Source organism: Deinococcus marmoris, assembly GCF_001949125.1.
Taxonomy (GTDB): domain Bacteria; phylum Deinococcota; class Deinococci; order Deinococcales; family Deinococcaceae; genus Deinococcus; species Deinococcus marmoris_A.
The window spans coordinates 21636-47576 of sequence record NZ_MSTI01000066.1 but is presented as its reverse complement, the minus strand read 5'-3'; the positions used below and the strand labels follow the sequence as shown (position 1 = coordinate 47576).

At 65.6% G+C, this 25941-nt stretch carries 22 protein-coding genes; 2 read left to right on the top strand and 20 right to left on the bottom strand.

Translation table 11 applies throughout. The features are described from left to right. Positions 1–8: 8 nt before the first annotated feature. The 20 genes from BOO71_RS09525 to wrbA form a co-directional block, all read right to left on the bottom strand. Positions 9–2714 (bottom strand): right-handed parallel beta-helix repeat-containing protein, encoded by a 2706-nt coding sequence (locus BOO71_RS09525; RefSeq protein ID WP_075831703.1) that lies wholly within the window; start codon positions 2712–2714, stop codon positions 9–11. Further along, a complete protein-coding gene (locus BOO71_RS09520) occupies positions 2707–5304 on the bottom strand; it encodes a hypothetical protein (RefSeq protein ID WP_075831701.1) in 2598 nt (865 codons plus the stop codon). The genes BOO71_RS09525 and BOO71_RS09520 overlap by 8 nt, the downstream gene beginning before the upstream one ends. Positions 5305–5306: 2 nt before the next feature. After that, complete coding sequence (locus BOO71_RS09515; RefSeq protein WP_075831699.1) at positions 5307–5912, bottom strand: OmpA family protein; 606 nt, start codon at positions 5910–5912, stop codon at positions 5307–5309. Positions 5913–6299: 387 nt separating this feature from the next. Further along, positions 6300–7535 (bottom strand): MotA/TolQ/ExbB proton channel family protein, encoded by a 1236-nt coding sequence (locus BOO71_RS09510; protein WP_075831697.1) that lies wholly within the window; start codon positions 7533–7535, stop codon positions 6300–6302. 3 nt (positions 7536–7538) lie between these two features. Continuing rightward, complete coding sequence (locus tag BOO71_RS09505) at positions 7539–10745, bottom strand: tubulin-like doman-containing protein (protein ID WP_075831695.1); 3207 nt, start codon at positions 10743–10745, stop codon at positions 7539–7541. Next, positions 10746–11075 carry a hypothetical protein gene (locus tag BOO71_RS09500; protein ID WP_075831693.1) on the bottom strand — a complete coding sequence of 110 codons (330 nt, stop codon included), beginning with the start codon at positions 11073–11075 and terminating at the stop codon, positions 10746–10748. A gap of 160 nt (positions 11076–11235) precedes the next feature. Further along, a complete protein-coding gene (locus BOO71_RS09495) occupies positions 11236–12492 on the bottom strand; it encodes a hypothetical protein (RefSeq protein WP_075831692.1) in 1257 nt (418 codons plus the stop codon). 571 nt (positions 12493–13063) lie between these two features. After that, positions 13064–13420 carry an antibiotic biosynthesis monooxygenase family protein gene (locus tag BOO71_RS09490; protein ID WP_075831691.1) on the bottom strand — a complete coding sequence of 119 codons (357 nt, stop codon included), beginning with the start codon at positions 13418–13420 and terminating at the stop codon, positions 13064–13066. 105 nt (positions 13421–13525) lie between these two features. Continuing rightward, on the bottom strand, positions 13526–14596 hold the full coding sequence (gene cobT / locus BOO71_RS09485) for a nicotinate-nucleotide--dimethylbenzimidazole phosphoribosyltransferase (protein ID WP_075831690.1): 1071 nt from the start codon (positions 14594–14596) through the stop codon (positions 13526–13528). Continuing rightward, a complete protein-coding gene (gene cobU, locus BOO71_RS09480; RefSeq protein ID WP_075831689.1) occupies positions 14586–15116 on the bottom strand; it encodes a bifunctional adenosylcobinamide kinase/adenosylcobinamide-phosphate guanylyltransferase in 531 nt (176 codons plus the stop codon). Before cobU ends, cobT begins: the two co-directional genes overlap by 11 nt. Beyond that, complete coding sequence (locus BOO71_RS09475; protein WP_075831688.1) at positions 15113–16510, bottom strand: cobyric acid synthase; 1398 nt, start codon at positions 16508–16510, stop codon at positions 15113–15115. Before BOO71_RS09475 ends, cobU begins: the two co-directional genes overlap by 4 nt. Continuing rightward, positions 16503–17522 carry a pyridoxal phosphate-dependent aminotransferase gene (locus tag BOO71_RS09470; RefSeq protein WP_075831687.1) on the bottom strand — a complete coding sequence of 340 codons (1020 nt, stop codon included), beginning with the start codon at positions 17520–17522 and terminating at the stop codon, positions 16503–16505. The genes BOO71_RS09475 and BOO71_RS09470 overlap by 8 nt, the downstream gene beginning before the upstream one ends. Continuing rightward, a complete protein-coding gene (cbiB, locus tag BOO71_RS09465; protein WP_075831686.1) occupies positions 17515–18384 on the bottom strand; it encodes an adenosylcobinamide-phosphate synthase CbiB in 870 nt (289 codons plus the stop codon). The genes BOO71_RS09470 and cbiB overlap by 8 nt, the downstream gene beginning before the upstream one ends. A 34-nt stretch (positions 18385–18418) precedes the next feature. After that, positions 18419–18808, bottom strand: coding sequence for a type II toxin-antitoxin system VapC family toxin (locus BOO71_RS09460; RefSeq protein ID WP_175607417.1), 390 nt, complete (start codon positions 18806–18808; stop codon positions 18419–18421). Further along, positions 18805–19047 (bottom strand): type II toxin-antitoxin system Phd/YefM family antitoxin, encoded by a 243-nt coding sequence (locus BOO71_RS09455; RefSeq protein ID WP_075831684.1) that lies wholly within the window; start codon positions 19045–19047, stop codon positions 18805–18807. The genes BOO71_RS09460 and BOO71_RS09455 overlap by 4 nt, the downstream gene beginning before the upstream one ends. A gap of 49 nt (positions 19048–19096) precedes the next feature. After that, the gene (gene cobO / locus BOO71_RS09450; RefSeq protein WP_075831683.1) at positions 19097–19711 is read right to left on the bottom strand and encodes a cob(I)yrinic acid a,c-diamide adenosyltransferase; all 615 of its coding nucleotides are present in this window, start codon (positions 19709–19711) and stop codon (positions 19097–19099) included. Continuing rightward, a complete protein-coding gene (locus tag BOO71_RS09445; RefSeq protein WP_075831682.1) occupies positions 19708–20592 on the bottom strand; it encodes an ABC transporter substrate-binding protein in 885 nt (294 codons plus the stop codon). Before BOO71_RS09445 ends, cobO begins: the two co-directional genes overlap by 4 nt. A 313-nt stretch (positions 20593–20905) precedes the next feature. Beyond that, positions 20906–21481 (bottom strand): histidine phosphatase family protein, encoded by a 576-nt coding sequence (locus BOO71_RS09440; RefSeq protein ID WP_075831681.1) that lies wholly within the window; start codon positions 21479–21481, stop codon positions 20906–20908. Next, positions 21478–22185, bottom strand: coding sequence for an adenosylcobinamide-GDP ribazoletransferase (locus BOO71_RS09435; protein WP_254843104.1), 708 nt, complete (start codon positions 22183–22185; stop codon positions 21478–21480). The genes BOO71_RS09440 and BOO71_RS09435 overlap by 4 nt, the downstream gene beginning before the upstream one ends. Positions 22186–22438: 253 nt before the next feature. Further along, positions 22439–23059, bottom strand: coding sequence for an NAD(P)H:quinone oxidoreductase (gene wrbA / locus BOO71_RS09430; RefSeq protein WP_075831680.1), 621 nt, complete (start codon positions 23057–23059; stop codon positions 22439–22441). A 308-nt stretch (positions 23060–23367) separates the two neighbouring features. Here wrbA and BOO71_RS09425 point away from each other — a divergent pair, with 308 nt between their 5' ends. Together BOO71_RS09425 and BOO71_RS09420 are read left to right on the top strand one after the other, a co-directional pair. Further along, positions 23368–23856 (top strand): MarR family winged helix-turn-helix transcriptional regulator, encoded by a 489-nt coding sequence (locus tag BOO71_RS09425; protein WP_139322859.1) that lies wholly within the window; start codon positions 23368–23370, stop codon positions 23854–23856. Then, positions 23853–25796 carry an MDR family MFS transporter gene (locus tag BOO71_RS09420; RefSeq protein ID WP_075831678.1) on the top strand — a complete coding sequence of 648 codons (1944 nt, stop codon included), beginning with the start codon at positions 23853–23855 and terminating at the stop codon, positions 25794–25796. The genes BOO71_RS09425 and BOO71_RS09420 overlap by 4 nt, the downstream gene beginning before the upstream one ends. Positions 25797–25941: the final 145 nt, after the last annotated feature.

The window sequence follows — 25941 nt, the reverse complement described above, 5'->3', positions numbered from 1 at the left end:
GTCAGGCGTCACGGCCCGCAGCCCGTCGCATCCAGATCTGGCCCTGGAGCGTCTGCTGCGAGTTCAAGGGCCAGCGCCTCCCCGCCGTTGTCGAAACAGGAGTTGCCGGAACCCGTGCCGCCTGCCTGCTGCTTGTAGAAGATTCCCCCCTTCCCGTTCCCGGTGATGGTGTTGCCCGTCACCTCGGGTGTTGCGTTGCCGGTCACGATCAGCCCGTAGAGCGTATTGCCGTCAATGCGGTTGTCGCTGAGCTGCGGCGCGCTGCGTTCTGCCAGCACTACGCCGCTCTGCTTGTTCAGGCTGACCATGTTGTTGTTCAACGTCGGTTCTGCGTCGCCCCAGACGGCGATTCCCGGATTGCTGTTGGCCGTGATGGTGTTCCGACTGGCGCTCCCGGCGGCGTACTCGGAGTAACCCAGGCCGTTCTCGCGGTTGCGGACCACGGTGTTGCCATTCAGCGTGGGCGCGGCATACTCGGTGATGCGAAATCCGGCAGTCTGATTGGCCTGCACCGTGTTTCCACTGGCGCTGCCGCCAGCATTGTCGAAGTAGGTCACGCCGCTCTGCCTGTTGCCCTGGATGACATTATTCTCGATGTCGGGGGTGGCCGTGTCCTGAACCCCGATCCCCTGCAAGGTATTGCTCTCAATGGTGTTGTCGTGAATGGTGGGCGTGGCCTGCCCGTACACGGTCACGCCCCTTCCCCGGTTGTCCCGGATGCGGTTGGCGGAGAGTTCCGGCGTGGCCTGTCCGGTGATGTGGACGCCGTGGCTGCCGTTGCCCTCGATGGTGCTGGTCGTGACCGTGCCGCCGCTCTGATCCTTGAACAGGAACGCGCCGTCGCGGTTGGCGTTCAGGACAGTGCTGCTCACCGCCACCTGACTGCGGTCACTGACATAGATGCCGAACACGTTGCCCGTCACGCTGGAATCCGAAATCTGTGCCTCGCCGGCATCTTTGACCCACAGTCCACTTCCGTATTCGGAGGTGGCGTCGTCGCGCACGGCCCCGGTCAGCAGGACGCGGCTCAGGCTCAGGGACCCGCCCTCCTGCAACACACTGCGGGCGGGCACGCGGCCCAGATGGGCGACGCCCAGATCGCTCAGGCTGAGCGCTGCCCCACGCACGATCAGGGTGTCCTGGGCCGCATCGCTCATCAGCAAGGTGGTTTTTAATCCCGCCCCGGTCAACTCTATGTCGGTTTCGATCACCAGGGGCGCGCCCAGCAGGAAGGCCCCAGCAGGCACGGTGACACTTCCCCCCGCCGCGATCTGGGCCACCAGTTCGGCAGTTTCCTGCGGTGAGCGCAGTTCCAGGGTCAGTTCGGTCTTGACCCATCCTTCCTTTGCCTCGCCGCCCACGGTTCGGACCCGCGACCACTCGCCCTGAATCTCCAGCACTTCCAGGCGCGTGCCGCGTGGCAGGGTCAGCACCACCGGGCTGGTGTTGTTTGCCGCGTCACGCAGATTGAGGTTGGCGGTATTGACCACCACCGTGGACAGCACGCGCACTGTGGGTGGCGGTGGGGGCGGCGGCGGCAGGGGCGTCTGGGCGGGTGTCGCGGGTGTGGGCGCAGTTGGTGCCGGTTCGCTGGCTGGAAGCTGGAGCGCTTTCAGCGGTGCGTCCCGGTAGGCGTCGTTCTCGGTCTGCTCGGTGCTGGGAGCGCGGTCTGCTGGCCTCAGGAGGCCGGGGACGGCCAGCAGCGCGGCCCCACCGACGCCCAGCAGGGCCACGAGACCCAGCGCCAGCGGCCAGCGCGAGCGGCGGCGTGGGGGCGGCCCAGGCGGTGACGGGACAGGCGTCGGTGGGACCGGAAGAGGTGACGCGGGTAAACCGATGGGGACGGTCACTTCTGCCAGCGGAGCCGCCGCTGGTTCTGGCGTGGCCTGTGGTTGCGCCCCCTGCTCGTTCAGGGCGCGTTCCAGAATTTCCAGCACCTCGCCCGCGCCGATGGCCCGCTCGGACGGCTCCAGCGCCAGGGAGACGGCCAGGGCGTGGTTCAGGGCGGCGCTGCCGGGCCGGGTCAGGGTGGGCAGCGGAACGCCGCGCAGGCGGGCGCTGGCAGTGGGTGGGGTCCTTCCGCTCAGTACCTCCAGCAGCGTGGCCGCCAGCGCGTACACATCGGTTTGTGGGCTGAAGACGCCGCCTGACAGAAGTTCCGGCGCTGCGTAGCGCGGGTCGGGGGGCGGCGTCAGGTCAATCTCCTGAAGGGCGCGGTTCGCCAGCCCGAAATCGGCCAGCCACACGTCGCCCGCCGTATCCAGCCAGACATGATCCGGCGAGATCCGGGCGTGCAGCAGCGCCTGGGCGTGCGCGGCGACCAGCGCGGAAAACAGCGCGCGGGTCAGGTCCAGCCACTTGCCGGGGGGCAGTTCCTGCGACGGGTCCCCGGCAGCCTGCCGCAGCGTCTGGTTCAGACGGTCCTCGCAGACCACCAGTTGCGTTCCGTCCTCGTCCAGCAGATCGCTGACGCGCACCACGCCGGGCCGCTGAAGCTGGGCCAGCAGCCGGGCATTTCGCATGAAGACCTGTCTGGCCCGCCCGCCGGTGGGCGTTTCGGCCTGAGGTGGCCTGAACACCGTGATCAGCACGCTCTGGCCCCAGTCGGTGGTGGCGCGGTAAAACTGCTCGTACCCATCGGCCCGGAGGCAGACCTGAACGGTATAGCGCCCGGCCAGACGGCTGCCTTCTGTCAGGGGGGTCAGGTCAGTCATGCTGCTGTCCCGAAACCATCGTGAATGGTCTGGAGGTGTTCAGTGCCGCTGCACTGTTGCGCCGGTCCAGTGCCTCGCGAATCTCCGGGTGAACCAGACGGCAGGCGTGCAGAATGGCCTGTCGCGTGGCTGCCGGATGGAGGATCACGGCCCTCAGCACAGGCAGATCATCAAATGCCTGTGCTGAGGCCCTGGAGTTGGCCCAGCGCAGCCAGCTCTGAACAGGGGCCGCCTCATGCAGCGGCGTGTTCTTCAGCCACGCCTCGTACTGTCTCAGGCGGGCGTAGCCAGCGTTGTAACTCAGGGTTTCCAGGGTGGGACCGTCGGTGTTGGGATGTTCGGCCACCTGTCGGCGACAGTTCGCCACATTGCTCAGCACCCGCAGAATCTGCGGCGGGCAGTCGGGGCGGCGAAGCAGATCCTGTTGCACCGCGCTCCTGGCATCCCGGCTCAGCTCCAGCAGCGTGGACAGTGAGGTTGCCGGATGCACGGCCACCGCGCAGCGGGCGTCCACCTGCGGGCTGCGGGCCAGCACGCCCAGCACTTCCGGTGTGATCCGCTCATGTCGGGCCAGTCGCAGCAGCACGTCCACGTTCTCGTGTGGCCTGCGGGCAACAGTCAGCATGGTGCTGATTTGCAGATCACTACGCTCTGCCAGACCCGTCCGAATCTCCAGGCTGCTGTCCTCGGCCAGACGGTGCTGAACGCTTTCGGGCAACCCTCCGGCCTCTGTACCTGAACGGGTGAGCAGCGCCCGCCGCACATCGTCCAGCGCGTCGTCGGCCAGGCGCAGCAGCGTCGGCGTCGCTGTATGCGGATGTCTGGCCACCAGTTTCCTGACCCTCAGCGCGTCGCTGAGGCCCAGCAGCTCCAGCGCTTCCGGCGTCGCGTCCGGCTGGCTGGCTTCCTGGGCTTCCAGGTCTTGCAGGGGCGAGCGCACCTGGGCATAGCGCGGGTGCTGGCGAATCGCTGGGCGTAGCGTCTGCTCCGGCAATCGGCGTTCCAGGGCTGGGCCGGACGCTGCGGGGTTCAGCACCACCGACAACCGCACGTCGGCCAGCGGATCGTCGCTCAGGGTTTCCAGCAGTCCGGCGGGGGCCTGTGGATTGCGGCTCAGGCCCTGGCGCACCCGCGCGTCGTGGCGGGGCATACCTGTCAGCATCTGCGCCGGAGTCGAGCCGTCCATCGCCAGCGCCACCCGCCGGACGGCCAGTTCTGAGTCGGTCTTCAGGGCCGTGCGGGCAATGTCCGCCAGGCCGGGGTGCAGCCCCATCTCGGCGCGGATGCGGGGGCTGCGGTCAGCGGCCAGACGGTCCAGCACGGGCGCGGGCAATTCCGGCTGCGAGGTCAGGGCCAGTTTCACGTTGCGCCGCCGCGTATCCAGGGCGCTCTGGGCCTCGGCGTCATTCAGGGGCCGCAGCCGCAAGTTTGCCACCAGCCGGACCCGCTCATGTGGGTCTTTTGCCAGCAGACTCAGGGTGTCTGGGAGGGTCAATGGATGGGCGGCTACCGCCTCGCGGGTGCCGAAGCGTTCGTCGTGTGCCAGGGCGGCCAGCGCTTCAGGTGGGGCGCTGGGATTCTGGGCCACCCCCAGCCGCACCGCCCGTTCACCGTCCCGCGTCAGTGCCAGCAGCACGGTCCCCGGCGTATGGGGATGCGCGGCGACGTGTTCGCGTATCGTGACGTGATCGGCGTCGCCCGCCAGCGCTTCCAACTCAGCAGGTTGCGCGTTGGGGTTCTCGGCCACGGCAGCGCGTACCCACCAATCGGGGTCGGCAGCCAGACCTGCACGGGCCGTGTCGGGTAACCAGGGATTGCGGGCCACCGCCGCACGTCCCTCCCAGTCGCCCTTGTGGGCCACACGCAGCAGCAAGTCGGCGTCCAGCTCATGGTTCTCCAAACGGTGTAGCAGCGTTTCGCGGGCCTCGGTGTAGGGGTGCGCGGCGTCCAGCCATTCCAGCACTTCTATCGGCAGCAAGGGGTGCCGCGCGGCCAGGCGCTGCAACTTCGGCTCGGATTTAATTAGGGCGGTTTCTTCGGCGGACAGCGCCGGGTCTTGCTTACGGACCAGCAGGCGGGCGCGGACGGTCTGCGCGCTCACGGTCTGGGCAGACTCCGAAGGCTCGGCCACCATGCCCCCTGGCGCGCTCTGGAGCAACTTCCAGGCGGCCCGGCGGAGTCCCCACGGTACGCCGCCACTGCGGCTCGTCGCCAGATACCGGAGCAGTTCGGGATTCTGCCCCGCCCGCGCCAGCATCCACGGCCCTTTGCGCACGTTCTGGCTGCTTAGAATGGCCCTGGTGTGTCCGGCGAGAATCAACAGTTCCAGCGTCGTGTCCGGGGTACCTGGATGCTTCAGGGCCACGCCCACCGCGAACGGCCCCTGCCGAGCCAGCCAGTCCAGTTGCCCCGATGTCAGCGCTGCGGGGCGCTCCTCGGCCAGATTCAAGGTCAGCGTCGCCTGAGTAGGGCAGCGCGGATTGAGCCGAGCCGTGCGCCTGACCTGTGGATCAGCGCCGGAAGCCAGCGCCACCAGCACCTCTGGCGGCGTGTCTTCTGAAAGTGCGAGCTGGAGGGGTGTGGGGGCCATGCTCAGGGCTGGTCCTGCTGGGCGTACTCGACGACGATTTCCACACGCTCGTTCTGCGGATCGAATTTCTGGCCGTTAAAGGGGGTCTGTCCGCCGCGCGCCGCCACCGCCAGACGATTGGGCGTGATGCCGCCGCTCAGGTAGAAAACGCTGGCAACGGCGCTGGCGCGGCTGGCCGACAGTTCCCAGCGTTCAGGCGCGTTGGCCTGAGTGGTCTGGGTGTGGCCCTCGATCCGCACGCGTTTCCAGTCGGCCTGCTGGTTTCGCAGCACCCGCGCGAAGGCCACCAGTTCCGTCTGTCCCTGTGGTGTCAGCGCGGCAGTCTGCCCCTGGAACATATTCTGCGAGCGAAACACCCAGCGCTGTGCGCCTGGCGGATCATTGCGCTGTGCGGGCGGAATCAGCAGGGGGCGCACGCTCAGGGGCGCGGCCCGCACCGCCTCTACCACCTTTTCCTGCGCGCTGCGGTAGCGCACCTGGTCCCACCCGGCCTGCCCCACCGCCAGAATGCCACCCACGAAGAAGATCAGCACGAACACCACGTTCAGCGCCAGATCACTGAAGGCGATGTACGGGTTGGTGTCGGCCTGAAGGCGCGAGCGGGTCATGGGCTGGCCTGGGCGGGGTGTAGACAGAGCAACTTGCGAATGTTGAATCCGGCGAGATCTTTACCCTCTTCCCCTTTATGGGGGAGATGTCCCGCAGGGACAGATGGGGTGAGGGGGCATGGCGTGCCAGAAGCCCGTTTTCTCAATCGGTCCGCATTCGATTCAGAGGGGCCGGACACCTTGCTACCTGACCCCCTCTCCTGCGGAGCTGTGCCAGTCCTAGCCTCCCCCATAAAGGGGGAGGGGCTAAAAGACTGTGCTAGTGGAGGTTTCCTCCGTACCGGCAAAATATGTGTAACACCCAACTCTTGAGCGATCCCAGAGGGAATGGGCAGACACGCCCTCCCAGCCTCCACTTTCAATCTCTCACTCCGCACCATCACACCCTCAGTCGTCGCTGGCAAATTCACTGTCCCGCCTGCTCAGCACTTTGGTCAGGTTCTCGAAGTTGCGGTCCAGGCGGGCGGCGTAGTTGCTCTGCTCGGTCTGGATCACGCTCCCGGCGTCCTCGAACTGCTTGCCTGCGCGGCTCAGGGCGTCGCCCACCGTGCCGACCCGCTCCAGCAGCGTGCCAGTCTGGGTTTCCACCGTCTCCTGGAGGCGGCTGATGGTGGTGGCCTGCTGGCTCAGGTGTCCGGCGAGTTCCTTGCTGCTGCTGCGTAAGGATGTGGCTGCCGCTTCCTGTGCCTGGGCCAGATCGCTGACGCCCTGGCTCAGGCCGGTGGTGAGCTGCTGCACCGACTGGTCCATGTTGCCGAACACCTTCTCGATCTGCGCGCTGGTGCCCGAAAGCTGGGTCAGGCTCTGGCCCAACGTTTCGCCCGCCTGCCCCAGCACGGTTTCCAGTTGCCCGGCCACCTCTTGCAGACGCTTGTGAATGTCCTGAAAACTATTGCCTGCATCGCGCAGGTAGCGGCCCATGCGCTCCATCTGCGAGGTGATGGCGCGCGGAAAGGTGGCCGGCACCAGTTCGGCATGCACGAATTCCGAGAGCCGGTCCTGAAAAGCCTCCTGCTGGCGCGAGGCGAGGGCGTACATGATCCCGGTGATCAGGCTGAGCAGAATGCCCCACAGGCTGGCCCCAAACGCCCCCTGCATGACCGACATGGTGTTTGCCAGCGCCCCCGCCAGCTCACCGGGTTCGGTGGCGCGGGCCGCGTTGCGAATCGGCTCCACCAGCGAGCCGATGGACCCGGCCAGCCCCAGCACCGTGCCCAGCAACCCCGACAGCATCAGCAGGTTGGGAATGTTGCGGACGGCGGCCAGTTCGGACTCGCTGGCCGCGTTGATCGCCCCGGAGGCGGCCTGAAGGTCCGGCGTGGCGAGGCTGCGGGCGCGCGTGACCGCCACCACCGCCTTGCGGACGGCGCTCGTTTCCGGAAAGGTGCGGACCACCCCCAGGGCGTCCTCGGCCATCTCGTCGGATTCGGGGGGATCATCGGTGTCCAGCGCCACACTGATCTTCTCGCGCACAGCCTTCAGGCGTCCCAGTTCGGCGCGGCGGGTGGCGGCGGCGCGGCTCAGGGCCGTCAGAAAGTACAGACTCATGGGCAGCATGATGAGCAGCAGCGTGATCCACCCTTCAGGGCGCAGTTGGAACATCGCGGAAAAGAAATTCTGCATCAATTAACCTAGTGGGCTGTAAGGCATGCCGAAGGGGTGGTTCTCGGCGTCCGGGTAATAGGCACACCGCAAACCGTTCCTGATCACATCCTCGAAAGTCTCACCAACGGGGCCACCACAAAGCTTGCAGTAGTACCCATTTGTGGGAGCCGTCAAGCCTTTGGGTAGTCGTTCGCCCTTGTCCTTGTAGAGGCCGTCAATCAGGTTCTGATCGGGCGGGAAGGTTTCCAGCAGGGCCTGACGCAGGTCCTCGTCGCCCGTCAGGTAGCGCAGCAGGGCCAGGCGGGCGCGGGCATCGTCCCAGTCCGACACGGCGCGGGCGCTGCTGCCCTTCAGCTCATCGTGCAGCCAGCTCACATACGCCTGACGGCCCTCCTTGGGCGTGTCGTAGCGGTTGACGATGGCCTTGCGGCGGGCCTCGATCTCGCTTTGCAAGTAGGTGGTGGCGTTGGTCAGGCTCTTGCTGGGTCGGGAGCTGTCCTGGGTCTCGAAAGCCAGCTTGCGCGCGGCCTTGCCAAAGCGGCCCGGCAGTTTGCGGCGGCGCTTGTCGGCCTCGGCAGGTTCACCGGGAGCCATCGGCCAGTCCATCACCAGGAAACCGCCTTCCAGCCGCGTGACGCCGTGCAGGGCCGACAGAAAGACCAGTTGCTCGGCGTCCTCCAGCTTTCTGATCTCCGTGTCGTTGATGGGCGTCCAGTCGATGTCGCTGCGCTTGCGGGTGAAGTAGGTCTTGAAACGGGTCGGCGCGGAGTAGGACAGCTCTCGCACGTCGTCTGCGCCGCGCAGGGCAAATCTGTACCACTCCTCAAGCATGACCACGCGGTAGGGGTCAATGCCGCTGACCTCCTTGGCCTCGGGGGCCTTGTTGGCCCACGGCTGAATGGCCTTGCGGAACTCTTCGGTCAGGTTCATGCCCACCAGCAGCTTGCGCTGAGGCAGCGGACTCATGGGGTCCACCTGACCCAGCGGCTGATTGAGTTGCAAGAAAAGCTGAGCCTGGGTGGCGGCGCTCATGGCCTGACTGTTGGGATCGAAGCTGGGGCTGCGGCGGTCATAGAGTCGGCGCACCACGTCCTTGCCGCTGCTTTTCAGGCTGGCCTCAAACGGCTCGGTGGCCATGTTCTCCAGGGCGCTGAGTTGCGAGCGCTCGAAGTTGTCCTGACCGATGGACCACGGACCCAGCAACCAGTCGGGATCGTTGACGCCGGGTAAGACACCGCGTCCCAACTGTTCCCATGAACGGATCAGGCGGGCGGCGTGGGTCTCCTTGCTGCGCTCGTCGGTGGCGAGGTCCTCCTCCTTGTCCACGGTGCCGTTGGGCGACGGTTCAAACAGGGACAGGCCGTTGACGGTGGCGCTGTCGTTTTCCAGGCGGGCGCGCGCCTCGCGCCATTTGTCGGTCTGATTGGTCAGGCGCTTGCGCAGGTTCTGCAAGCGCCGCGCCACCTTCTGCGCCTCTTCCTCGATCAGGGTCAGGGTGCCAGCTTCTGCGCGCTGGCCGCTGCCCCGGTCCTGCAACGCCTCGCGGACCTTCTGATTCACGCGGGATTTGACCTCGTCGTCCAGCGCCCGGTTCAGGCCCGGCAGCAGTTGTCTGGCGGCGGCGGACTTCAGGAAGAACATGCCCAGCAGGGCGTTGCTCCCGATGGCCTCCATCTGATCGAGAATTCCGTTCGCGCCTCCCGATTTGCTCTCACCGGGTTCCCAGCCGCGCAATTCGCCCACACGCGGCTGAATGTTGTTCATGACCTCAAACAGCACGTTGGGACCGCTGTCATAGTCCAGTAGGCGGGTGGAAACCATGCCGCGCACGTTGCCCAGGATGCTTTCAGCGGCGCGGCGGCGGTTGTCGTTGACCACGCCATGCACCAGCCCGCGCAGGCCCTCGCCACGTTCCTGCCCGAAGGCGCTGCGCAGTTCGTCCACCGCCTTGCGTGCGGCCTGTGCGTCGCCGCCACGGGCTGCCCGCATCACGTCGTTCTTCTTGCTGTCCAGGTTGGCCCGCACGCTGGCCCCTGACGAGTCCAGCAGCAGCGCCTCGGTCAACGCCGGAACGGTCAGACCCAGCCCGTCGAGGTCCTCTTCCATGCGGCCCTCGTACTTGCGGTCCTTCCAGCGGTCCACCGCATGCACCAGGGTGCGGTATTTCAGCGCTTCCAGAATGCGGCGCATCGGGTATTCCACGGTGGACAGGCCAAAGGTGGAGAAGGCAAAGGCCCGCCCGCCCTGCACCGTGACTGGCCCGGCGTTGACCATGTAGGCCATCGGGTCCGTTTCCGGCACGAACACGTTCAGGAACATGCGGTCTGCGATGGCGTTCGACAGCCGCGCCAGATCGCTGCCCTCGGTGCCGCTGGGGCGCAGCAGGTACACCAGGTCATACGGCATGGCGTCGCTGGGCAGCAGCTCGCTGCCGGGGGCCTTATCGGGAAATTTGATGGTGGCGTAGCGCTCGCGGTCATTGAACAGGTGGTACTGGTTCAGCTCGGCCAGCGCGTGGTAGGCGTTGGCCTTCCAGATCTCGGCGTCCGGGTACTTGGCGATGCCCAACTGGGGATTGGGCAGCGTGAACATGCCCAGCGTTTTTTCCTCGTCCCTCAGAATGGTTCTCAGCAGGATGCCGATGTCGCTGGCCGTGCCGCTACAGGTTCCGCCGCACAGCGTACCCACCACGATGATGCGCAGGCCAGTCTGCTGGCTGGATTCGTTGACGGCGAACTGCACGTCCATTTGCAGTCCCGCATTTTCGGTGTTCAGCGCGGTCTTGGCTGCCGCCTCGGTCAGGTTACGCAGGCGGTTCACGCGACTGGCGATGCCGTTCTTGATCTCGTTGTAGTTGTGGAGCAGCGCCAGCCGGCCCACCATGCGGATATGCCCTGCGCCGGAGTCCACACCTTGCGAGGGCAGTTGTCCCAGCGTTTCCAGGTCCGCCCAGGTGTCCAGTGCAATGCTGGCGTCGTAATTCTCGGGGTGCTGAAGCATGTCGCGCCAGGCCACGGAGCCGATGCCCAGCGTCTTGAAATCGTCGGTGCCGTTGAAGCGGTTGGCCTTGGCCACATCGGTTTCGATGGCCAGAAATTCTACCCACGGCGCGCGGGCGACGTTGCCCACCTCCCAGTCGATGCGGTCCGCCAGCGCCTCCAGAATCTCTGTCCCCGTGCTGCCCAGCCCGATCACCAGGGTCTTGAAGACCCGCATACTCTGTGCCATTTACTTTTCAGCTCCCAGTTTTGAAAACACGGCGAACAGCAGCAGACTCACGATCAGAAAGGTGACGCAGATGGCCACCATGTAGATCAGGTCGGCGGGCCGGAACAGGAACCAGACTCCACAGGCCAGCGCCACGGCCACCAGCAGCAGGGACAGGCCCATGCCCTGACGTGCCGCTTCCACTGCGTTCCGCCGTCCCGCGCCGAACAGCACGTGCGCCAGGCCCACGGCCACGGCGTACCACACCAGCGCCGTGATCAGCAGCGTGACCCAGAAATTGGTCTGGGCGTACAGCGGCCACACCTGAGAAAAGATGTTATTCAAATCCATTGAGCGGTCTCCTTGAGCAGATGAACGGGGGTGAGAGGGTCAAGAGAGCCGCGTTCGGAAGCGCGCGGCCTGGATCAAGCGTTGCCTGCTTTAGAACAGGGAATGGGTTTGCTGGCGATCACGGCGCTGGTAGAAGTGACAGTGCTGGCAGAAGTGAAGGTCACTGGGAGTACGACAGCGTCACCGAGCGGCTGACTTCACGCGGAACGCCGCCAGCACCACGGACCTCGCCGCTGAAGTCCAGCACGGTGTCGGGCTGATCCTGGCGCAGGGGCACGGTGGCGCTATCGCCCACGGTGACCTTGCCGCCCACGCTGCTCAGGCGAATGTCCTCATGCACGGCGCGCACGCGGATGTCCTTGCCCACTCGCGTCAGTTCGGCGATGGGCGCGGCAGGCAGGCCCTGCACCGGAATCACCGCCACCTCGCTCTCCGAGGCATAGCCGGGACCAGCGATGATGCAAAAGGGCTTGTTCCTGGGGAGACCACTCAACGAGAAATCGCTGTCGCCCACGCGCAGGGTTCCCCGGCCCCCGCCGCCACCAGACCCGCCCTTGCCCCGGAACAGCAGGAAGTACGCCGCCGCGCCCAGGGCCAGCAGTCCCAGAATGATGAAGATGGCTGTTCCACCTCCGCCTGAGCGCTGGGCAGGCGTGCTGGCGGCAGGCGCGGCCAGTTGCTCGGTGCGTGTGCCACCGGCCAGGGGCGAGGCCGTGAAGGTTTTGGGTATGAACACTACGGCCTGCATCTGGCCCTGAACCTCGCCGCTGGGGGTGCTGACCACATACGGCAGATTCAGGGTCGCGCCGTCCTGACTGCCTTCCACGCGGTTCCAGCTCGAAAGCATGTTCTGGTATTCGGGCGCGTTGGTCCCCAGCAGGCGTGTGCCTGCCGTTCCCACGCTGGCCGCCGTGTTGGTCAGTAGGATCAGGACCGCCGAACTGTCGCCACTCAACTCCTGCGTCAGCGTGACTGCGGCCTGTTCGGTGTCGTGGCCGCCGATGCTGCCCACAGCGGGCGTGGTGGGCCACAGGTTCTCGATCCGGCTCTTGTCGCCTGCCGAGTCTGTGCCGATCTGCACGGTCAGGCCCTGTGGGTTGCGGTATTCCCAGACGTTCATTTCCCAGGCCCGGGCCGTCACCTTGTCGCCACTGACGGCCCGGCGCTGAATAAGCTGCGTCGCCACTTCCCTGGCGGCCTGCGCGCCCAGCGGATCGGACTTGTAATGCCCGGTGCTGAAGGCCACCACCCAGTCGGCGCGTTGCCGCTCCAGATCGCCGCCAGAGGCGGTCACCGCATCATTGATCCTGGCCACGAGCTGGGTCACGCCCGCGTCCAGGCTGCTGCGAACCAGTTCGGTTTTTCCCGTGCTGGTCTGGGCCGCCGCACCTGTGAGCAGAATTCCAGCCAGGAGCATTGAGGAGGAGAAGAGTCGATGAGTCAAGAAAAATTCCTCCGGGAGGCGGCAACCTGAGAACTGTCGTCCATGAAATTGACAGCGAAGCGTCCTGTGAATGAAAAATGTGTCCGAGCTGAGGGAGAGTATAAGAGAGTCTGGCCCCAGACGCAGCCAGACCTTGGTCCCACTCGCCTACGTGGCGCTGCTCAAGCCTGCTTCAGGCCGTCAGGGCGAGAAGAGTGGAGCGACAGAAAGCCAACTCACTGCGCCTGGAGAGTAGTGGGTCAAAGCTCTCAGTTTTATTACTGCTGGACGCATGGAAAGCAAATCGCACGGGCAGTTTCCGAACGTCCCGGATCTGGGTTGACAGCCACTGACAGCCGCCGCTCCCAATCAAGTGCGTGCATATGGGGGTGACCTGTAGAGACTCAGAAATGACCGATCACTCGAAAACGCGAGTTCGAGGGCAGTTTGCGTGACTTGGAGGGCATTTTTGGGACTTCGCACGCGAGAGGTTGTAGGTTTAAAGTTCTCTGCCGCCCACAAAAAAGACCCGCCTGGTGCGGGTTTTTCGTTTGCATGCTCAAGGTCAGTGCATTCCGAACGCTTTCCCGCGCGGTTCAGCCACCAACTCGGGGCGGCTGGAATCCTGAAGGACCTCGTGAATCTCCAGCTTGTTGGGGCCGCTGAACGCCTCCTTGGGCAGCGAGCCGCTGCGGGCGTGGCCCTGCATGAAGGCGTCGGAACTGGTCCACGCCTCGAAGGCCACGCGGCTTTCCCAGAGGGTCAGAACCACGTAGGGATCGCCGGGATTGACCGGGCGCAGCACCTGATTGCTGACGAAACCGGGCATCTCGTCTACCAGCCGGGCGCGGTCCATAAAGCGGGCTTCAAACTGATCGGCGTATTCGGGGTGGACGGCAATGCGGTTCATGACGGTGATCATCGGCGGTTCCTCCAGGCGGCGGGGAAGCAGAGAGAGTCGCGCCCGCTGCCCGCAGGTTAACGAAAGTGGCGCGAATCGAATGAGAGCCGGGCCAACGCTGCGCCGTCAGTCCCCGCCCGGCACACCCGCTTCCTCAAACGTCCGCATCTCGCGCAGGGTGGCCGCCGCCGAGAGCAGCAGCGGCGCGGCCAGCACGCCCCCCGTGCCCTCGCCCAGCCGCAGGCCCAGTTTGAACATCGGCTTTAACCCCAGGGCCGAGAGTTGCGCCGCGTGGCCGATCTCCGCGCACTCGCCCGCCGGGAACAGAAAGTCGCGCAGAGCCGGGGCCAGAGCCACGCCCACCATTGCGGCGCTGCCTTCCACAAAGCCGTCCAGCACCACCGCGCGGCGCAGCGCAGCCGCCTGAAGCATCATGCCCAGCATGGCGGCGATCTCGTAGCCGCCGAACTCGGCCAGCACGGTCAGGGGGTCAACAGCGTCAGTGCGGGCCAGTGCCTTCCGAACGGCCTCCAGTTTGCGGGCCAGCGTCACGTCGTCCACACCCGTACCCCGTCCAGTCACCTGGGCTGCGTCCACGTCTAGCAGCCGGGCGGTTAACGCGGCGGCGGGTGTGGTGTTGCCGATGCCCATCTCGCCGGGAACGATCAGGTCCGCGCCGTTTTCGATGGCCTGCTTTGCCAGCGCGGCTCCGGCCAGGATCAGGCTCTCCGTTTCCTGCATGGTCATGGCCGCTTCCAGGCGCAGATCGCGGGTGCCACGCCGCAGCGATGCACGGACAAGGGCCGGATGGTCCGGCAATTCGGCGTTCACCCCGGCGTCCATCACGTAGACCCGCGCGCCCACCGTGCGGGCGATGGCGTTGACGGCGGCCCCACCGGGTCCGGCGGGCGTGTCGGCCAGGAAGTTCGCCACCATCGCGGGCGTGACTTCGGGCGGGTAGGCACTGACGCCGCCAGCGGCCACGCCGTGGTCCCCGGCAGCCACCAGCACCGCCACACCGCGCGGATGGGGCTTCTCGCTGCCGAAGACGCCGGCCAGCCGCGCCCCCAGTTCCTCCAGATCGCCCAGCGCCCCGGCGGGTTTGGTCAGTTGGGCCTGACGCGCACGGGCGCGCTTTCTGGCGGCGGCATCGGCGGGCTGGATGGACCCGATCAGAGCTATTAATTCAGGATTCATGGAACTCCTTGGAGGGTTTGAGTTGTAGCGGAAGGCCGCTCACGAGGAAGATTGCCTCATCACTGGCGGCGGCGCAGCGCTGGTTGACCCAGCCCAGCACGTCGCGGTAATGGCGGGCCAGGGCGTTGTCCGGCACGATGCCCAGGCCCACCTCGTTGGAGACCAGCACGGTCAGGCCAGGGCGGGCGCGGGCAGTGTTTAGAAGTTCATCCGCCGCTTCCAGCATGGCCTCATCGGTCCAGTCCAGAAGCAGCATGTTGCTGACCCACAGGCTCAGGCAGTCCAGCAGAACGGTGGGGGTGGGGGCGTCCCGCAAGGCTCGCGGCACGTCCAGCGGTTCTTCCACCGTCGTCCAATGTGCCGGACGGTCCGCGCGATGCCGCCCGATGCGCGTGGTCATCTCGGCGTCAAATGCCTGCGCGGTGGCGAGGTAGGTCACGGCCCCGCCGGATGCGGCAGCGCGGGCCTCGGCAAAGCTGCTCTTGCCGCTGCGTGCGCCGCCGGTCACGTACAGGATCACAGCAGCCCCTCTATAAAATTCCAGTCCAGACTGGCACGGACGCGGGTGGCGATGGCGTCCAGACGGGCGTCTAGACTGTCCAGCCCAGCGGGTGTGGCCAGGCCCGCCCAGCCCAGGAAGCGTTCCAGATAAGCTGGATTTTCCAGCAGGCCGTGCAGGTAGGTGCCGCGCACGTTGCCCGAACGCCACAGCAGTTCCGGCGCGAGTTCCTGAACGCCTGAGCCTGAGCGTGTCTGCCCGTGGTGAATCTCGTAACCGCTCAGGCTCAGGCCAGTTTCGGCGTCGGTGAGGGTGGTCAGGCGGGTGGTCTTGTCGGCGGCGAGGGTGGTGACGAGGTCCAGCAGGCCCAGGCCCGGAACGGTCCCACCGCCCTCTACCCCATGTGGGTCACTCAGGGTCTGTCCTAGCATTTGCAGGCCGCCGCAGATGCCCAGCACGGGAACGCCCGCGTGGGCGGCCCGCGTGACCGCCGCCGCCAGCCCGGAGGCCCGCAGCCAGTTCAGGTCGGCGGCGGTGCTTTTGCTGCCGGGAAGGATGATGGCCTGCGCACCTTCCATTTCCGCAGGCGTGGTGACCCAGCGGGCCAGCGGTCCCAGCGGCGCGAACTCGTCCAGATTGGACACGCGCGGCAGGCGGGCGATGGCGACGAAACCATCATCATTCACGGGCTGTGGCTCGGTCCAGAAGCCATCCTCTTCCGGCAAAGGGATGTCCAGCATGGGAACCACGCCCACCGTCGGCACCCCGGTCTGTTCCTCCAGCCATTCGGGCGCGGGTGACAGTAACCGCGCGTCCCCCCGGAAGCGGTTGAGGATGAAGCCCTTCATCAGCGCGCGTTCCTCCGGCGTCAGGCAATGCCACGTGCCCAGCAGGTGCGCGAAGGCCCCGCCCCGGTCAATGTCGGCGGCCAGCAGCACGGCGGCCTGTGCTTCCCGCGCCACACGCATATTCACGATGTCCGATTCGCGCAGGTTGACCTCGGCGGGGCTGCCAGCGCCCTCAATGACCACCACGTCGTACTGGTCCAGCAGGCTGTGCAGGGCCGCCCTGACATGCGGCCAGAGGTGCGGTTTGCGCTCGCGCCAGCCCAGTGCGGTCAGTTCGGCACTGGCGCGGCCCAGCAGCACCACCTGCGAGCGGGTGTCGGCCTCCGGCTTGAGCAGCACGGGATTCATCCGCACGTCGGGGATCACCCGCGCGGCCTGGGCCTGCACCAGTTGGGCACGGCCCATTTCCAGCCCCGCCGGGGTCACGCCCGCGTTGTTGCTCATGTTCTGGGCCTTGAAGGGGGCCACGCGCACGCCCTCGTTGGCCAGGATGCGGCACAGCGCCGCCGTCAGGTAACTTTTGCCCGCGCTGCTGGTGCAGCCCTGAATCATGATGGCTTTACCCATGAATGTCCTCCAGAACAGCTTTGAGCGCTTGGATGAGCCGCGCATTCTCCTGCGGCCTGCGGGTGGAGACGCGAATGCGCTCAGGCAGGCCGTAGCTGGCGCAATCGCGGACCTTGATGCCGAGTTTCAATACTTTCGCCGTTACTTCTGCCGCATTCCCCATTTCCAGCGTCAGATACGGCGTGCCGTGATGCTCCACCGGGCCGAGGGAGCGCAGGGCGGCTGCCAGCGCCCCGGCGTCCTGTCGCACGCGCGGGAGGGTCTGATCCAGAAAATCCCCAGCCTCCGGCAATGCGGCCAGCACCGCCGCTGTTCCCGCCGGAACGTGCCACGCGGGTGCGAGGTTGTCCAGCCGCGCCACGATCTCCGGCGCGGCCAGGGCGTAGGCAGGACGTGCGCCCACCAGCCCATGCGCCTTGCCGGGTGAGAGCAGACGGATCAGGGACGCATTGTGCGGGATACCGGTTGTGGGAAGAAACGGCGCATACGCCTCGTCCACAATCAGCAAGGCACCGACAGACTGACAGGCGGCGGCGAGGGCTTTCAACTCCTGTTCGGAATGTCGGTGGCCTGTGGGGTTGTGCGGGTGGCCGATATAGACCAGCGACACATCAGACTGAATTTCGTCCAGAACAGCTTCGGGCGTGGTGACGCACACTTTGGCCCTCTGTAATGCGGCGGCGCGGCCCAGCTCACCAAAAGGAGCGTGAACGCTGAGCAGCGTGCCGCCGGACGGTAAGTAGGCGCGGGCGATGCGGTGGAGCAGATCCGACGCGCCCACCGCCAGAGCCACTTCGGACGGAGAAACGCCGTGCCACGCGGCCAGTCGTTCCCGCACCGCGCGGTAAGTGGGGTCTGGATAATGGGCGTGATCGGCTTCCCGCAGTGCCCGCAGCAGCGCCGGATTGGGGCCGTAAGGATTGGCATTCACGCTGAAATCCAGCCCCGCGAAGGCTTCGGAAGTGGGTCCACCGTGAGGGACGCGGGGAATGAGGTGCGGCAATTCAAGCATGTTGTTTCCAGGGCAGCAGCAAGAACAGGGTTGCCAGCGCGAAGGTGCGGCGGGCCAGCGTCAGAGCGCGGGGCAGGTCTGCCGCCTCCGGCACGCGGCCACTGGCGTTCAAAACGTACACGCCGCGCTTGTCCAGCCGGACGCCTAAAGCTCCAGCGAAAGCGCTCATGGGATGTCCGGCATTGGGGCTGGCCGTGTTGCGGCGGTCACGCTCCCACACACTCAACCCGCGTCCGCCCGAGGCCAGCAGAGTACACAGCGCGGTCAGGCGGGCCGGGGCCAGATTCAGCGCGTCGTCGGCGTGGGCAGCCACTTTCCCTGCATATTCCAGCGCTGGGGTGCGGTAGCCCCACATCGCGTCGGCGGTGTTGGCATAGCGGTACAGCGCGGCCAGCGGCAGCCCGCCCACGCGGAAGCACAGCAGCGGCGCAACCACGCTGTCCGACAGGTTTTCCGCCAGACTTTCAATGGCTGCGCCAGCCACCTCTGATGCCGTCAATTCGGATGTCTCCCGGCTGACCAGATGCCATGCCAGCAGCCGCCGCGCTTCGGGTAGATCATCCGCAACCAGGGCCGTGTGAACCTCACTTACTGCCGCGAACAGCGCCCGTCGCGCCAGCAACGGCTTCAGGAGGATGCCCTGCGTGATCCAACCGCCCGGCAGACGCTGTGCCAACTCCCCGACTGCCGCCGAAGCTCCTGCTCCCAGCGCCCACCATCCAGCGCCCTCGCGCAGTTGCTTGGAGGGCGTCTCGGCCCGCCACCGTTTCCGCACCGCTTTTAGATAATTCCCCATCCAGATCACCGGATGAAACGGCGCGGGTGGCTCGCCCAGCAGATCAAGGGCGAGGGCCAGCAGCATGGATTTTTGCCTGCTGCTCACGCTTCAGCCGCGATTAACGCAGAATCGGAGCCTGGGCAAACCCGGTAATGTGGCCATCCAGCGTGACCAGCCGCAACCCCTCTTCCAATGCCTGCGCCACCAGCATCCGGTCGAAGGGATCGCGGTGCGTCCACTCTAGCGCCCCCGCGCGGATGGCATGCGCGGGCGAGATGTCCAGCACGTCGGCCCCCAGCCGGGCGGCGACGGCGGGAAAGTCGGCCAGGAGGGGGGCAGCGCTGGGGAGCTTGCCCATGTGAAACTTGATGCTCAGTTCCCAGGCAACTACGGCGCTCAGACAGAGGGTGTGTTCGGGTGAGCGCAATTGCGCCGCCAAAGAAGCTGGGAGCTTCGGATCGCCTACCAACAGCCACACCAGAATGTGCGTATCCAGCAGTAGCCTCACTCCCAGTCCGCCAATTCTTCCTCACTGAGTGGACGGAGTAGCTCGTAGTTTTCCTCGTTGCTGAGTTCCACCGTCCCGGCCAGAAAACCAAACTCACGCTTGCGGGCCGGGGCCAGTGGCACCAGCCGCGCGTAAGGCTTACCCGCCTTGGCAAGAATAATTTCCTCGCCCAAGTGGGCGCGCTCCACCAGACGCGAAAGCTGGGTCTTTGCAGCATGGATATTGACGACTTCAGACATGGACCAAGCTTAGTCCAGTCCAACGCCCGAATGGTGAATGACCCGTGCCTCAATACTCAATCCCGGTTTGCGCCCCGATGCCCGCCGCGTAGGCGTGCTTGACGGGATTGATCTCGCTCACGGTGTCGGCCAGTTCCACCAGTTCGGGCAGGGCGTCGCGTCCGGTGATGACCACATGCATCTTCGGATCGCGGGCCTTGAGGACCGCCTCCACCTCCGGCCAGGGCACCCAGCCGAACTTGAGGGGATAGGTGAACTCGTCCAGTACGATCAGGTCATACTCGCCCGTCTCAATCGCGGCCCGCGCCAGTGCCCAGCCGTGTGCGGCCATCTCCGCCGAGTTGTCCAGATCGCGCGAACGCCACGTAAAGCCGTCGCCCAGGCCCTCGTAGGGCAGGCCCAGCGCGTCCATCGTGCGGTGTTCGCCGAATTTGGCGTTCTCGTGTTTCAGAAACTGGAACATCCGGGTGGTCAGCCCGCGCCCATGCGCCCGCATCATCAGGCCCAGTGCGGCGGTGGTCTTGCCCTTGCCCTTGCCCGTGTTGACGATCAGCAGGCCGCGCCGTCCCTTGGTAATCCCCTCGGTTTTCTTGTAATTGTCGCGGTCTGCCTGCAATTCGCGCATGGCGGCCTCGCGGCGGGCGGCGGTGGCGTCGTCGGTCATTTCAGCGCCTCGGGGTGGATGAAGCGGATCAATGCGCGCAGGGCGGCGGGCAGGCGCGGGCCAGGGCGTGACAGGGCATCACGTTCTTCAGGGGTGGGTTTGAAGATCTTGCCGCTCTGAACAGCCTTCAACCCAGCCCAGCCGGGACGCTTGGCCGCATCCGCCAGGGTCAGCCCCACCATCACCTGCGGATTGGCCCTGACGATCAGTTCGGGGTCCAGCTTGGGAAAGTCGCCCAGCGCGGCGGGCACGATGGTCTGCCCACCCGCCCGGCTGATCAACGCTCCGATAAACGAATTGGGGCCGACGCTGTACGGCGAGGGGTCAATCTCGTAATAGGTGCTGACTTTGGGCAGCTTCGCCACGCTGGCCTGAAGGGTGTTCAGCTCGGTCCGCATGCTGGTGATCAGGTTCAGTGCGCCCGTTTCATGGTTGGTCAGCTTGCCCAGCACGGCGATCTTTTCAAAGATCTCGTTGTAGGTCTGCCCGGTGCCGCCGTAGACCGTCAGACCCGCCTGGGCCAGTTTCTCAGTCAGGCGAGAGCCGGAGGATTCGTCGGCCAGCACTAGATCGGGCTTAAGGGCCACAATCGCTTCCAGATCGGGCTTGTAGGCGCTGCCCACTTTTTGCAGTTTGTCGGTGATGGCTTTCGGATAGTTGCTGTATTCATCAATGGCAACCAGCTTGTCGCCCGCGCCGATGGCGATCAGGGTCTCGGTGTGACTGGGCAGCATGGCAATAATCCGCTTCGGCTCGCTGTTCAGCGTGACCTTGCGTCCCAGATCGTCGGTGACGGTGAGGGGGTAGGTGGTGGCGGCGGCGCTGGACAGCAGGGCAAGGGTGGACAGGGCAAAAACAGATTGAACAGAGAATTGGCGCATGTGAAACTCCGGCTGGCGTGAATGCGGCAGCGGAAGCGGGCGACGCAGCAAAGAAAAAGCCCGCTCCAGCCGGGGGCCAGAGCGGAAGCGCGCGTGGGCAGGCCACGGGAAATTCGGCACTCAGAATGCGGCCCTCTGACGGCGAGAGGTGCTGATCTGCATTCAGATCAACGTTCCCGAGAGGCATTCGGGCTGACAGAGAACCTCTGCATTACCGTTGCGCGACAGCGCCGGAATCTCACCGGACTTCCCCTTCCTCAGGTGCGCGCAGGTTAGCAGAGCGGGACGGTGGAGAGGTGGGGTTGTTATGCCTTCAGTTGGCCCGTGCCTGCCGCAATTCCCGCAGCCACCAGTGCCCTTCCGCCCGCTTGAGAACGGCCACACCACCCGGCGCGATCTCGGCGGCGCGCAGGCCCACGCACAGGCGCAGCGCGGCCAGCAGCGGCCCGGCGTGGGTGAAGGCGATCACGTCGCCGTCTTGCGGGAGTTGGGCCAGCCAGTTCTGAATGCGGGCATGAAAGGCGCGGCCCGTTTCGCCTCCTGGCGGGCTGGTCTCGCTTTCGGGATCACCCAGCGCGTCTATCCAGCCGCGCGGTTCCTCGCCAAACTGCGCCTCCAGTTCGGCCCAGGTCTGCCCGGCCATCACGCCAAACGCCGCCTCGGCAAGTGCGGGGGCGGCGATGCAATGGGGAAATCCGGCCAGTTGTGCCGTTTCTCTGGTTCGCAGAGTGGGGGAAGCATGGGGGGTGGCGTGCAGCGGCAACCTCAACCCGGCAGCCACCGCACGGCCTTCCGGCGAGAGCGGCGCGTCCTCGTTTGCGTGCGGATAGCGGCGCTGGGCGTTCGGCGCGGTGGCTGCGTGGCGGACCAGATGCAGCGTGAGGGTCACCCTCGGCCCCAGGCAAACGCACACAGCGCGGCCAGTTCCGCCGTGACCACGATCATGCCGTAAATATCCCCGCTGAGGCCGCCGCCCAGCCGCCGCGCGCTGAAGGACGCCACCAGCAGACAGGCCGCCAGCGCCGCCAGCCATGCGATCCACGCCCCCGGCAGCAGCAGCGTGGGCGCGGCCAGCAGCAGCGCCACGCCCCAGCGCCCCTCGCGCGAGCGTGCGCCCAGCGATTCGGGGCGGGCCGCCGGATACAGATTCATGGGCAGCAGCAGCAACGTGCGTGCGGAGACGGCGGCCACCAGCGGCGCGTACCACGGAATCGCTGATGCCAGCAGGCTCCAAAGCGTCAGCAGGGCCAGCACACCCACCGCCAGCCCGAAGGCCCCCACATGCAGGTCACGCAGGATGTCCAGCCGCTGGGCCGGGGTCTTGACCGCGAACAGGGCGTCGGCGCTGTCCACCAGACCGTCGAAGTGCAGCATGCCGGTGATCGCCAGCCACGCGCCCACCGCCAGCGCGGCCACCACGCCGCCGGGCAGGGGCAGACCCAGCCACAGCAGCAGCGACACCAGCCCGCCCACCGCGTACCCCGCCAGTGGGTAATAGGCGCTGGCCCGCGCAAAGTCGCCGTCCCGCACTTCTTTAATGTGCGGCAGCGGCAGGATGGTCAGAAAGGTCAGGGCCAGATGGGCGGCGCGCAACTGGGACGAGAAACTCCGCTCTCTCACCCTGCCCACTGCCCCATTCCGCGTGGGGAACCGGGTTGCATGACGTTCAGGCTAGCGCTTCCGTCATGCCCCACCGCTTTCCCAGGGCCTTATACGGGTTCCGTATGTTTCGCGCAGAAATCGGGACAGCACCGATTTCTGCACTCCACGCCCAGAACCCGTTTTTCTCCTACTCACTCCGTTCGGATTTCCAGGTGTTTCTAACACCTTTCAATCGGAGTCCGTATTATTGCAACTTCGCCGTGACGTCTACCAATCGCTTGGCCTGATGACGGATGCTGGCATTGTCGGCGTCGCTCAGGCCCTCGCCCGTGGCGGTCACGCTGCTGCCGTAGGGGTTGCCGCCGGAAGCGAAGATCACCGGATCGGTGTAGCCGGGCGGGACCAGAATCGCGCCCCAATGCATGGCCGTGATGTACAGCGTCTGCAAGGTGGTTTCCTGGCCGCCGTTGGGGTTCTGGGCGCTGGTCATGGCGCTGAAGGTCTTGTCGGCCAGCTTGCCGGTGCCCCACAGTCCGCCCAGCGTGTCGATAAACGCACGGATCTGGCTGGCCGCGCCGCCGAAGCGGGTGGGCGAGCTGATCAGGATGGCGTTGGCCCATTCAAGATCGTCGGGGGTGGCGACTGCCACGTCGGCGCTGCGTTCCTGCTGGGCCTTCCAGGCGTCCTGGGTGTCGATGACGGCCTGTGGGGCGGTTTCCTGAACCTTCAGCACGCGGACCTCGGCCCCGGCGGCGCGGGCAGCCTCGGCGGCCTCGTTGGCCATCGCGTGGTTGGTGCCGTAGGTGCTGTAGTAGATGATCGCCAGTTTGACTGCTTTGGATTCTGTTCCGCTTGGGTTTGTCATGTTCCGAGCTTACACCAGTTTCTCAGATGGTTCAACATTAAAGGAATGGAGAAGCCTCGGGCTGGCCATCGCCCATGCACCCACCGGGGCGCGCGGCCTGCAACCCTCCACAGGGCGGCGCGGAGTTCATGCTAATGTTTCCACTTGCCCCGTTCCTACCTGCCCTAGGCCAGACTGCTTAGCTCCATGCTCTTAATCATGTGGGGAAAGCAACAATTCAAAATTCAAAATGGTTTCATCATCTTAAGCATGTTGGTGAACCCTTGAGCAGTCTTGACCCGCCAGATCTCTTGTCCCGTCCGCCTGCCGTGAGTGACAACCCCGCCGAGCGCCTGACCGGGTGTATGCGCCAGCTCCATAGGCTGGTTTCAGACCGGATGATGGGCAGCCTGCAAAGCGAATTACAGGACGAGGACGTGAGTTTTACCCAGATGACGGCGCTGTATAAGGTTCGGGCTTTTGCGCCCATCAGCGTGACCGCGCTGGCCGAGATGTTGGGGGTCAGCCTGCCCGCCACCAGTCAACTGATCCAGGAGCTGGTGCGCCGCGCCCTGATGGAACGCCGCGAGAACCCGCAGGACCGCCGCGAGAAGCTGCTGGCCCTGAGCGAGAAGGGCCAGCAGTTCCTGAGCGTCAAGGAAAAAAGCATGATCGGCGCGTACAGCGAACTGTTCCAGCACGTTCGTCCTGAAACGCTCGATAACGCCTCGGACGCCATCAATGCCCTGTTGACCGAAGCCCGGCAGCCCGGCACTCCGCCTTCCCCCACCGCCCACATTCCCAAGGAACGACTATGACCCAAGCCTCACCACCAGCAGGCGGCCCCCGCCCCGAAGACCGCATCAATTACGCCGAGGTCCTACCACAGGAAACCAAGATCCTGATTCTGATCGGCACGCTGCTGGGCCTGTTCCTGGCCGCGCTGGACCAGACCATCGTGGCCACGTCGCTGCCGCGTATCGTGGCCGATCTGAACGGCATCAACCTGTACGCCTGGGTGACCACCGCCTACCTGCTGGCCAGCACGGCGATGGTTCCCATTTACGGCAAGCTCTCGGACATCTACGGACGCAAACCCATTCTGATGTTCGGCATCGTGGTCTTCCTGATCGGCTCGGCGCTGTGCGGCATGGCCGGGGAGCCGTGGTTCGGCAACCTGTTCGGCGGCGGCATGATGCAACTGATCGTGTTCCGTGGATTGCAGGGTCTGGGCGCGGCAGCACTGACCTCGGTGGCGTTTGCCATCATCGCCGATATCTTCGCGCCCGCCGAGCGCGGCAAGTATCAGGGTCTGTTCGGAGCCGTCTTCGGCCTGAGCAGCGTGATCGGGCCGCTGCTGGGCGGTTTCCTGACCGACAACATCTCATGGCGCTGGGTCTTTTACGTCAACCTGCCCATCGGATTGATCGCGCTGGCCTTTATCTTCAGCAAGATGCCGATTCTGGCCAGTGGCCTGAAGCCCAAGATCGACTATGTCGGCGCGGTGCTGGTCATCACGTTCTCGGTGCCGTTGCTGCTGGCGCTGACCCTGGGTGCAGAGGTCGACTACGGCTGGACCAGCCCCACGGTGCTGGCGCTGTTCGCGGGCGCTATCGTCTCGCTGATCGCTTTCCTGTTCGTCGAGTCGCGCCATGAAAGCCCGATTCTGCCGCTGAGCCTGTTCAAGAACCCCACTTTCGCCTGGGGCGTGCTGGCTCGTTTCTTCGTGGGCGCGGCGTTCCTGGGCGCGATCCTGTTCCTGAGCCTGTATCTGGTCAACGTGCAGGGCGTCAGCGCCACCAAGGCGGGCACGGCCACCATTCCGCTGACGATGGGACTCATCGTCGGTTCGGTTCTCAGCGGGCAACTGGCCTCGCGCCTGGGCTACTACAAGAACCTGATCCTGATCGGTCTGGCCTTCATGATCGGCGGCTTCTACCTGCTGTCCACCCTGAATGCCGATACCGCCTACAGCACGGTCATCGTGTACATGGTCATTCTGGGTCTGGGCATCGGTCCCGCACTGCCGCTGTTTAACCTGGCGATTCAGAACGCCGTGCAGCGCTGGGAAATCGGCGTGGCAACCAGCGCCGGGCAGTTCTTCCAGCAGATGGGCAGCACCATTGGCACCGCAGTGTTCGGCGCGGTGCTGACCAGCACCCTGGCCACCCAGGTGCCGGAGCAGTTCCGCGCCGCCGAGGCCGGACAGCCCCCCGCCGTGGTGGCGCAGCTCGAGGCCACCGCCAAGCAGGCTGCCGATGCGGGCGGTTCGCGCGGAGGCGGCACGGCCCCCACCTTCGACAGCGTTCAGTCTCAGATCACTGCCGGATTCGCCAAGACCTTCGGCAGCGTGGAAACAGCGGTGCAGGGCGGTAACCTGAGCGTGCTGACCCAGGACCAGAGCCTGCCCGCAGGTCTCCGCAGCGGTCTGGCCAACATCCCTCCGGCAGCATTGCAGTCCGAGCAGGGCAAGGCGGGCGTGCTGGCCCAGATCAAGTCGCAACTGGACACTGCCCAGACGGAGGCCATTACCAGCGCCAAGAAGGTCTTTGACCTGTCAGGCCGGGCGGTCAAGGTGGCCTTTGCCAACACCATCAGCCGCATCTACCTGATCAGCATTTTTGTGGCGCTGCTGGCGCTGCTCTCGGTGCTGCCGATGCCCAACCTACGCCTGCCCCGCAAGGGCGAGGGACAGGGTGGACCCAAGGGCGAGGAAGGCGGCGAGAAGCGCAGCGGTCTGGCCTCGATGGAAGGCTAAACGCACGTCATTCTCAGTGGGGAGGCAGGCTCGCGCAGCTTTGCCTCCCCTTTTCGTCTGCATTTGTCCGGTTGCGTTCTTGCATTTGCGCTTATCCTGACCGCTGAATCAGTTCCCGCCCTCTTCCCGTTTTAATTTCTGTTCC